General features: G+C 64.8%; 8 protein-coding genes. 5 read left to right on the top strand and 3 right to left on the bottom strand.

Translation table 11 applies throughout. The features are described 5' to 3' along the window. The 5 genes from P2Q66_RS19240 to P2Q66_RS19260 form a co-directional block, all read left to right on the top strand. The coding region (locus P2Q66_RS19240; protein ID WP_275730713.1) for an ABC transporter permease at positions 1 to 923 on the top strand (923 nt) is incomplete at its 5' end. Between the two features lie 11 nt (positions 924 to 934). Beyond that, positions 935 to 1,873, top strand: coding sequence for an ABC transporter permease (locus P2Q66_RS19245; protein ID WP_275730715.1), 939 nt, complete (start codon positions 935 to 937; stop codon positions 1,871 to 1,873). Continuing rightward, complete coding sequence (locus tag P2Q66_RS19250; RefSeq protein WP_115523333.1) at positions 1,870 to 2,832, top strand: ABC transporter ATP-binding protein; 963 nt, start codon at positions 1,870 to 1,872, stop codon at positions 2,830 to 2,832. Before P2Q66_RS19245 ends, P2Q66_RS19250 begins: the two co-directional genes overlap by 4 nt. Further along, positions 2,829 to 3,923: an ABC transporter ATP-binding protein gene (locus P2Q66_RS19255; RefSeq protein ID WP_275730716.1), complete on the top strand. Its 1,095-nt coding sequence runs from the start codon at positions 2,829 to 2,831 to the stop codon at positions 3,921 to 3,923. The genes P2Q66_RS19250 and P2Q66_RS19255 overlap by 4 nt, the downstream gene beginning before the upstream one ends. 170 nt (positions 3,924 to 4,093) lie before the next feature. Further along, the gene (locus P2Q66_RS19260) at positions 4,094 to 5,518 is read left to right on the top strand and encodes a glycoside hydrolase family 32 protein (protein ID WP_345795649.1); all 1,425 of its coding nucleotides are present in this window, start codon (positions 4,094 to 4,096) and stop codon (positions 5,516 to 5,518) included. Positions 5,519 to 6,030: 512 nt separating this feature from the next. On the opposite strand, the gene pntB is transcribed toward P2Q66_RS19260, so the two are convergent. From pntB to P2Q66_RS19275, 3 genes are all read right to left on the bottom strand, one after another. Further along, a complete protein-coding gene (pntB, locus tag P2Q66_RS19265; RefSeq protein ID WP_345795650.1) occupies positions 6,031 to 7,434 on the bottom strand; it encodes a Re/Si-specific NAD(P)(+) transhydrogenase subunit beta in 1,404 nt (467 codons plus the stop codon). Between the two features lie 68 nt (positions 7,435 to 7,502). Beyond that, the gene (locus P2Q66_RS19270) at positions 7,503 to 9,059 is read right to left on the bottom strand and encodes a Re/Si-specific NAD(P)(+) transhydrogenase subunit alpha (RefSeq protein WP_275730722.1); all 1,557 of its coding nucleotides are present in this window, start codon (positions 9,057 to 9,059) and stop codon (positions 7,503 to 7,505) included. A 107-nt stretch (positions 9,060 to 9,166) separates the two neighbouring features. Further along, the coding region (locus P2Q66_RS19275; protein ID WP_275730724.1) for an NAD(P)-dependent oxidoreductase at positions 9,167 to 9,554 on the bottom strand (388 nt) is incomplete at its 5' end.

Below are 9,554 nucleotides of genomic sequence, written 5' to 3' on the forward strand. Positions count from 1 at the left end.
TCACCCTGAATTTCCTGCTCCCCCGCTTCATGCCGGGAGACCCCGTCTCCCGTATGTTCGCCCGCTCCCAGGACAGAATGCAGCCCGAACAGATTGAGGCCCTGCGAAAGCTGCTGGGTGTCGATGACCGGCCCCTCTGGGAGCAGTACATCGGCTACATGACCAACATCTTCACAGGGCAAATGGGCGTTTCCATCTCCCGGTTCCCCACCCCGGTCACCGAGGTCATCTCGTCCCAGATCGGGTGGACCCTCCTGCTCGGCGGAACCGCCCTGGTGATTGCCGCCGTCGTGGGTAACCTGCTGGGTGTCCTTGCAGCCTGGCGCCGCGGCGGCGCGGTGGACTCCGCGCTTCCGCCGCTGCTCGTGTTCATCGGCTCGTTCCCCTACTTCTGGCTCGCGATGGGTGCACTGTACCTGTTCGGGGTGGTCCTGAACTGGTTCCCCATCCGGCACGCCTTCACTGCCGGTTTGCAGCCCGGGTTCACCTGGGAGTTCATTGGCGACGTCGCCGCCCACCTGGTGCTTCCGGCATTGACCATCGTGCTGGTCTCCATCGGGGGCTGGATGCTGGGCATGCGGAACACCATGATCGCCACCAACTCCGAGGACTACATCACCATGGCCGAGGCCAAGGGACTCCGCCCGGGCCGCATCATGCTCCGCTACGCAGCCCGCAACGCCATGCTCCCGTCCGTCACAAGCTTCGGCATGGGGCTGGGATTCGTGGTGGGCGGCGCGCTGCTCACCGAGGTGGTGTTCGCCTACCCCGGCGTCGGCTACCAGCTCCTCAACGCCGTCCAGGGCCTCGACTACCCGCTCATGCAGGGCCTGTTCCTGACAATCACCGCCGCCGTGCTGCTGGCCAACTTCCTGGTGGACATCCTCTACGTCCGCCTCGACCCGCGCGTGCGCAGTAACTAGAGGGAGCGATCATGACAACCGCAATCCTGAAGCAACCCGGCACATCGGCCGCCAAAACCCCGGCGGCCCGCAAGCCCAACCGCAGCTTCGTCCACGGCATCCTCACCAACAAAAAAGCCCTCACAGGCATGGCCGTGATGCTCGTCTTCATCGCACTGGCCCTGCTGGCACCGGTATTCTTCCCCGGCGACCCGTCGCGGATCACCGCCATGGCATCCATGGAACCATCGGCCGAGCACTGGCTGGGAACTACAGCCAAGGGTCAGGACGTGCTCGCGCTGACGGTCCACGGCTCCCGGAGTTCGCTGTTCGTGGGGCTCACCGTGGGCTTCGCGTCCACCTTCGTCGGCATCCTGGTGGGACTTGCCTCGGCGTACTTCGGCAAGGTCATCGACGAAGCGCTGTCCCTGGTAACCAACGTCTTCCTGCTCCTTCCCGGCCTGCCGCTGCTGGTCATCCTGGCCGCGTTCCTCCCTCCGGGACTGGGCACAGTGATTCTTGTCCTGGTGGTCACCGGCTGGGCAGGCTCAGCGCGCGTCCTGCGCTCGCAGGCCCTGTCCATCCGCTCTAAGGACTTTGTGGCCGCGGCCGTGGTGTGCGGTGAACGGGCCGGCCGGATCATGTTCCGCGAAATCCTGCCCAACATGGCCTCGATCGTGATGGGCACGCTGCTGGCCTGCGTCATCTACGGCATTGGTGCCCAAGCAGGCCTGGAGTTCCTGGGCCTGGGCGATGCCAGCACGGTCTCGTGGGGCAACAACCTCTTCTGGGCGGGCAACGAAGGCGCCTTGCTGACCGGCAGCTGGTGGGTGTTCGTGCCCTCGGGCGTTTGCATCGCGCTGGTGGCCTTCGCCCTTGCCCTCATCAACTATGCCGTGGACGAGGTCACCAACCCGCGGCTGCGGAAGATCAAAACCCCGAAAGACACCGAAAGGAGCGCCTCCAAATGACCATCTCCCAAGTGTCCTTCGGCTCCCACGAACCCGTCCTGGACGTCAAGGACCTCACCGTCAAGTACATCGGCGACACCCGCTCCACCACCGCCGTCGACCGCGTTTCCTTCAGCATCGGCACCGGTGAGGTGTTCGGTCTCGCAGGGGAATCCGGCTGCGGGAAGTCAACCATCGCCAATTCGATCATGCGGCTCCTGAAGGATCCTGCGAAGATCGCAGGTGGCAGCATTTCCTTCGGCGGCAAGGACGTCCTGGCCATGAGCCCGGAGGAGCTGCGGCGCTTCCGCTGGCAGGACGTGGCAATGGTCTTCCAGTCGGCCATGAACTCGCTCAACCCGGTGCTGACCATCGGTGAACAGATCGTGGACATCTTTACTACCCACGCCGGTTACTCCCGCAAGGAATCCCTGCGGCGCGCCGCTGAACTGCTGGAACTCGTGAGGATAGACCCGGCGCGCCTCAAGTCTTACCCGCATCAGCTCTCGGGCGGCATGCGTCAACGCGCTGTCATAGCGATGGCGGTGGCACTCAAGCCGTCGCTGTTGATCCTCGACGAACCCACCACCGCGCTGGACGTGGTGGTGCAGCAGGAGATCATGGCGCAGATCAAGGACCTCCAGCGCGAGCTCGGCTTCTCTGTCCTATTTATCACGCACGACATGTCGCTCATGGTGGAACTCTCGCACCGCATGGCCGTGATGTACGGCGGCAGGATCGTGGAGACCGCGAAAGCCCAGGACGTCTACGCCAACCCCCTCCACCCCTACACGCAGGCGCTGATGGGCGCGTTCCCGCCGCTCACCGGCCCGCGGGTTCCGCTGACGGGACTGCCCGACGGCGTGAAGTTCCGGAACATCCCGGACCTGGGCGAGGCTGCGCCCGGCCATTTCGTGGCTCCGTTTGGTGCCGACGCTTCAGTCATTGATTCCGCAAACCTGGAAGGAGCCGCACGATGAGCCACTCCCTGACGTTCCCTGCGGCTGGGTCCACCACCAGCACACCCGCCCTTGAAATTCGTGGCCTGGATAAGTCGTTCCCCATTGGAGGACTGTTCACCCGCTCGTCGGTCCGCGCCCTGCACGGCGTGGACCTGACCATCGGCCGCGGCGAAATCGTGGCGCTTGTTGGCGAGTCCGGTTCCGGCAAGAGCACGCTGGCCCGCTGTGTGGCCCGGCTCGAGAAGCCGAACTCCGGCGCGATCCTGATCGACGGCGTCGACATCCTCAAACGCGATCGCTTCCAGGCGTCGCGTGCGTTTCGGTCCCAGCTGCAGATGGTCTTCCAGGACCCCTTCGGTTCGTTGAACCCTGCCCACAGGATCGAGCATTTCCTGCGGCGTTCGCTGGCGATCCACGGCAAAAGTGGTGGCACCGAGGAGGAGACCCGGCGGCGTCTCGAAGACCTCATGACCACTGTTGGCCTGCAGGCTGACATGCTGAACTCGTACCCGCACGAGCTCTCCGGCGGCCAGCGCCAACGCGTTGCGATTGCCCGGGCCCTCGCCGTCGAACCACAAGTCATCCTGGCCGACGAGCCCACCTCGATGCTGGATGTGTCCGTCCGCATCGGCGTGCTGAACCTGATGCGCAAGCTCCGCGACGAGCAGGGCATCTCGATGCTCTACATCACCCACGACCTCGCGTCCGCCCGCTACCTGGCGGACCGGACGGCCGTGATGTTCGCCGGTGAAGTTGTTGAGGAGGGCGAGTCCCTGGACCTGCTGGCAAACCCCGCGCACCCCTACACGCAACTCCTGGTGTCGGCTGTCCCGGACCCCGCGCGGGCAGGCTCATACGATCCCGTCCGCCGCGCCGAACTGCGGCAAGCGGTCATGGCTTCAACGACGTGCGCTTACGACGGCGACACGAACCAGGCCTGTTCGGCCGAAGAACCCGTGCGCCATCAGGTTGGTGACCCTGCAAACCGCCACTGGGTGCGCTGCCACCTCTACCGGCCCTGGGCCGGTGCCGATGGCCACGCCCTGGCGGGCGAACCGGCCCAGCCCAACGTCCCGCCGTCGAACGTTCAAGAAAAGGCAACCGCATGACTGAACTGCCACCCCCGGTCTCCCGCCGTGCAATCCTTAGCGGAAGCGGGGTGGCTGCACTCAGCGGATCGCTTGCACTTTCAGCCTCCTTCGCCGAACCCGCTGCAGCCGCGCCGGCGAAGACGCCTGCCCCCGGATCAAAAGGCTCACTGTCAAAAGGATCACGCCGGATGCGCCCGACCTATCACTTCAGCGTCCCCGACAACTGGAAGAACGACCCCCAGCGCCCCATCTACCTGGACGGGGAATACCACTACTACTACCTGTACAACGCCGACTACCTGCAGGGCGGCGGAGGCACGTCGTGGCGCCGCGCCACCACCACGGATCACGTGGCATTCACCGACCGCGGCGTCGCGATCCCCAAGTTCAGCGACGGCAACGGCGACTGCTGGTCAGGATCCCTTGTGGTCGACGAGCGGAATACCGCCGGGTATGGCGAGGGTGCGGTAATAGCCTTCGTCACGCAGGCGCCGAATGGCCGCCAGGCTCAGTACCTGTGGTACTCAACCGACCGGGGACGCTCGTTCCAGCCCGCGGGTACAGCCCCGGTGTTGCCGAACCCCGGAGTGCATGACTTCCGTGATCCCAAGGTGATCTGGGACGCTGACCGCGGGCGATGGTTCATGATGAACGCCGAGGGGCAAAAGCTCGGCTTCTACACATCGGCCGACCTGCGGTCCTGGGGGCGCGTCGGCGAATTCGTGCGTACCGATCTGGGGCTGCTGGAATGTCCTGATCTCTTCCGGATGACCGCCGATGACGGCAGCCCGCATTGGATCCTCGCCACGAGCGCCAACGGCAAAGGCCGCGGCCTGCCCGCCACCTACGCGTACTGGACAGGCACCTTCGACGGCACGTCTTTCACGCCTGATCACCCCGAGCCCGAATGGCTCGACTATGGCTACGACTTTTACGGAGCAGTCACCTATCCACATCACGACGCCTCGGGTGCGGAAGATCAGACTCTGCGCCGGGCGATAGGGTGGGCGAACTTCTGGGACTACCCCCACAACACACCCACCCTCGAGACCGACGGCTACAACGGCGATGACATGATCGTGCGCGACGTCCGCCTCAAACACACGAACGGCGTGTACCACCTCGTTTCCGCCCCCACGTCGGCGCTGCAAAACCATGTGAAGCGCACCCATCTCCTGGGCGATGTCGTTGTAAGGGGCACCCGCGACCTCGACGTTCGCACAGCCGCTTACGACCTCACCTTCGAGCTCACCTGGGACCCCGCCTCCCCACCTGCCAACGTGGGTCTGGAAGTATGCCGCGCACCGGGCGGCGGCCGGCATGTCGCCGCCGGCGCATTCCTGCGGGGCCCCTTCGTTTACCTCAACCGGCGTCCCACTATCAACCCAACCGGCGGTGAAACCCGGACGCCGATTGACCCCTCGACGGGACGGCTCACCATCCGCATCCTCGTGGACCGCACGAGCGTGGAGATGTTCGTCGGAGACGGACGGGTGGTGCACTCGCACCGGGTCTTCCCTCTTGAAGGCGACAGCGGGATCCGCCTGTACGCCCACGAAGGAGCCGCCACTTTCCGTGACCTGACCATCCACGAAATCAAGGCGACGCATTAGTCCGAGCACGGTCCCGGCAGGCTCGTGCAAGTAAGGCTTCCACGGGAATCGGGTACCCGTTACCCGGGTAACCCTCGGGTCGCGTCCGTACTGTTGACAGCGGAGCCGGCGGCGAAGGTGTACGGCTGAGACCACGTGCACCTCCCCCAGCCGCCGCCGGCCCCGCTACTTAAACGGGTACGAGCCCTGTCCCTCCGGGACGGGGCTCGTACTCGTTTTTGTTGCATCGCTCGGGCAGCCAATTGCTCCTAAGTGTGACCTGTCAGGTCACCAACGCCCACCGGCCACTGGATGCTGGTGCTCCAAAAGCTCGTGCTTGTAATGGAGCAAAAACTCGTGTCTGTGGTGGAGTCCTACCCACGCTGACGCATCGAATTCGTCGATGAAACTGACAAGCTGCGCTGGTGCTTGTGCTTGTTCGGTGATTGGCTCCGGTTCACGGAGCCGCGTCGCCATGCTGGGAGTGCTGTTACGAAATATTCGGGACAGGGTCATGGTCTCTCGTCTCGTAATTAGAACGCTTTGAGGATGTCTTCGACGCGGGTTTTGGCGTCGCCGAAGAGCATTTGGGAGTTGTCGCGGAAGAACAGGGGGTTTTGGACTCCTGCGTAGCCGGCGGCCATGGAGCGTTTGAACACGATGACGTTTTCGGCTTCCCAGACTTTGAGGACGGGCATGCCGGCGATGGGGCTGCCGGGGTCTTCGGCGGCGGCGGGGTTGACGGTGTCGTTCGCGCCGATGACCAGGACCACGGAGGTGTCGCCGAGGTCGTCGTTGATTTCGTCCATTTCCAGGACGATGTCGTAGGGGACTTTGGCTTCGGCAAGGAGGACGTTCATGTGTCCGGGCAGGCGCCCGGCGACCGGGTGGATCCCGAACCGGACGTTCACACCCTTCTCACGGAGCTGGTGGGCCAGTTCAGCCACAGGGTACTGGGCTTGGGCGACGGCCATGCCGTAGCCGGGGGTGATGACGACGGACGAGGCGTTGGTGAGCATTTCCGCCGTTGCCTCGGCGGTGATTTCGCGGTGTTCGCCCTGGTCCGTGTCTCCTTTGCTGGCGGGGGCGGCGATGCCGAACCCGCCGGCGATCACGGAGATGAAGGATCGGTTCATGGCCTTGCACATGATGTAGGACAGGTAGGCACCCGAGGAGCCGACCAGGGCGCCGGTGATGATGAGCAGGTCGTTGTTGAGCAGGAAGCCCGCGGCGGCGGCGGCCCAGCCGGAGTAGCTGTTGAGCATGGACACGACCACGGGCATGTCGCCGCCACCAATGGAGGCCACCAGGTGCCAGCCCAGCCCCAGGGCCAGGACGGTGACGACGATGAGGAGCCAGAGCTGGGAGTCGTTGACGTACCAGACGGTCAGGGCGATGAACGCGGCCAGCGCCCCGAGGTTGATCCCGTTTTTGCCCGGCAGCATCAGGGGTGAGGATTTCATCCGGGCGGAGAGTTTCAGGAACGCCACGATCGAGCCGGTGAAGGTCACCGCGCCGATGAACACGCCGATGAAGACCTCGGCGTGGTGGATCGCCATCAGGTCCGAAGACAACGCAGGGGCTTCGAGGTGGCCGTTCCACCCGACGAGCACCGCGGCGAGGCCCACGAAGCTGTGCAGCAGGGCGATGAGTTCGGGCATGCCGGTCATTTCAACCACGCGGGCGCGCCAGAGCCCGATCGCCCCGCCGACGGCGACCGCGGCGACCAGCAGGCCCAGGCCGGTGAGGGCGTGGCCGGTGCCCCAGGCGTCCTGGAGGGTCAGCCAGATCGTGGCGGCGAGGGCGATGACCATGCCGGTGATGCCGTAGACGACGCCGGCGCGGGCTTTCTCGTGCTTGCTCAGCCCTGCCAGGCTGAGAATGAACAGCAAGGCCGCGACGATGTAGGCCGCCCCCGCGATGGAGTCGGCGGTCAACGGACCGGAGACGGTGTCAGTCACGGTAGAGCTCCTCGTAAGTGTTACTGCTGCATCGGTGATGGCGCTCATGAACGGACCTTCCCGGCGGAGAACATGGCGAGCATCCGCCGGGTGACAGCGAAACCGCCGAAAATGTTAATGCTGGCCAGCAGCACCGCGACGGCGGCGAGGACCTGCATCACGATGTTCTCGGAGGTCACCTGCAGCAGGGCCCCGACGACGATGATCCCGGAGATCGCGTTCGTCACGGACATCAGCGGGGTGTGCAGGGCGTGGTGGACTTTCCCGATCACGTAGAAGCCGACCACGATCGAGAGCATGAGGACCGTGAAGTGCTGCGGCAGCGGCGCCGGGGCGACCGCGTTGATCCCGAACAGCACCGCGATCCCCGCGGCGAAGAGTCCTGCCTTGCCGGCCGTGCTGAGGCCCTGTTTCTTCTTCGGTGCCGTACTTTCGGCGGCCGTTCCGGCGTCGGTCTTCACCGCGGGTGCGGCGGAGACCTGGACCGTGGGCGGCGGCCACGTCTTTTCACCCTCGCGCACCACCGTCACGGAACGCTGCACCACGTCGTCGAAATCGATCCGAAGCTGACCGTCTTTACCCGGGGTGAGGAGCTTTAGCAGGTTCACCATATTGGTCCCGTACAGCTGGGACGCCTGGGCCGGGAGCCTCGCCGGCAGATCCGTGTAGCCCAGGATCACCACGCCGTTGTCCGTTACAATCCGTTCCCCGGCGACGGAGCCTTCGACGTTTCCGCCCTGGCCTGCTGCCATGTCCACGATCACGCTGCCGGCCTTCATGCTTGCCACGTCCTCGGCGGTGAGGAGCTTGGGTGCCGGGCGTCCCGGGATCAGGGCAGTGGTGATGATGATGTCCACATCCGCTGCCTGCTCGGAGTAGATTTCCGCAGCCCGGGCGTTGTATGCCTCGGATGTGGCCTTGGCGTACCCGTCCGTGGACTTCATCTCTTCGGCGACCTCGACCTTTAGATAGGTTCCGCCGATAGATTTCACCTGATCGGCGACCTCCGGCCGCGGATCCGTCGCCCGGACAATAGCGCCCAGGCTGGACGCAGCGCCGATCGCCGCCAACCCGGCGACACCGGCCCCGGCAACCAGCACCTTCGCGGGCGGGACCTTGCCCGCCGCCGTCACCTGTCCCGTGAAGAAGCGGCCGAACTCATGCGCCGCCTCGATCACGGCACGGTACCCGGCAATGTTTGCCATGGAGCTGAGCACGTCCATTGACTGGGCCCGGGAGATCCGCGGCACCGCATCCAACGCCAGCGCCGTGATCGGACGCGAAGCCAGCACCTCCACCAACTCAGGACGCAATCCCGGACTCAACGACCCGATCAGCGTGGCACCCTCGGTGAGACGGGCGATCTCATCCTCAGTGGGTGGATTGATCCGCAGCACCACATCGCTGCCCCACGCCTCATCAGCGCCCACAACCAAGGCACCCGCTTCGGCGTAAGCCTCATCACGGAAGGATGCCGACTCCCCCGCACCCTTCTCGACCACAACATCGTAGCCCAACCCCAACAACTGCTTCACGGTGACAGGCGTCGCCGCCACCCGTGTTTCGCGGCCCAACTCGGCCACAATGCCAATACGTGTCACTATTTCTTCTCTCTAAGATGTGATGCCCGGTCATTGCTGCCGCCGTCCAATGGACAGGGGCCTTACTTGGCCGCGTTGTTGTGTCGCTCCGGGGCAGCTGGTTTGTCCTAGGCGATAGGTGCAGGCGGCCGTTCACCTGAGAGCACGGCGAGGGCATTGTCGGCGGCAAGCATGGCCATTGCGGTTCGCGTCTCCACAGTGGCGGAGCCCAGGTGCGGCACGAGCACCACATTGTCGAGCTCGAGCAATCCTGGGTGCACGCTGGGCTCTTTTTCGAAAACGTCGAGCCCGGCGCCTGCAATCTGCCCGTCGCGAAGGGCAGCGACGAGTGCTGCTTCATCGACGATCGGGCCCCGCGCAGTATTGATGAGGTATGCCGAATCCTTCATCGCCGCAAATTGCCCCGCGCCGATCAGGTGATGGGTGGCAGGCCCGTAGGGGCAGTGCAGCGAGACGATGTCGGAGGCGGCCAATAACTCATCGAGCTCGAGCCGC

It is taken from the genome of Arthrobacter sp. Cr_A7 (genome assembly GCF_029222765.1).
Lineage (GTDB): Bacteria > Actinomycetota > Actinomycetes > Actinomycetales > Micrococcaceae > Arthrobacter.

Bases quoted from the DNA above. Each gene is read 5' to 3' on its own strand.
- P2Q66_RS19250 (WP_115523333.1), top strand. From the start codon at position 1,870: ATGACCATCTCCCAAGTGTCCTTCGGCTCCCACGAACCCGTCCTGGAC.
- P2Q66_RS19260 (WP_345795649.1), top strand. From the start codon at position 4,094: ATGCGCCCGACCTATCACTTCAGCGTCCCCGACAACTGGAAGAACGAC.
- P2Q66_RS19255 (WP_275730716.1), top strand. From the start codon at position 2,829: ATGAGCCACTCCCTGACGTTCCCTGCGGCTGGGTCCACCACCAGCACA.
- P2Q66_RS19245 (WP_275730715.1), top strand. From the start codon at position 935: ATGACAACCGCAATCCTGAAGCAACCCGGCACATCGGCCGCCAAAACC.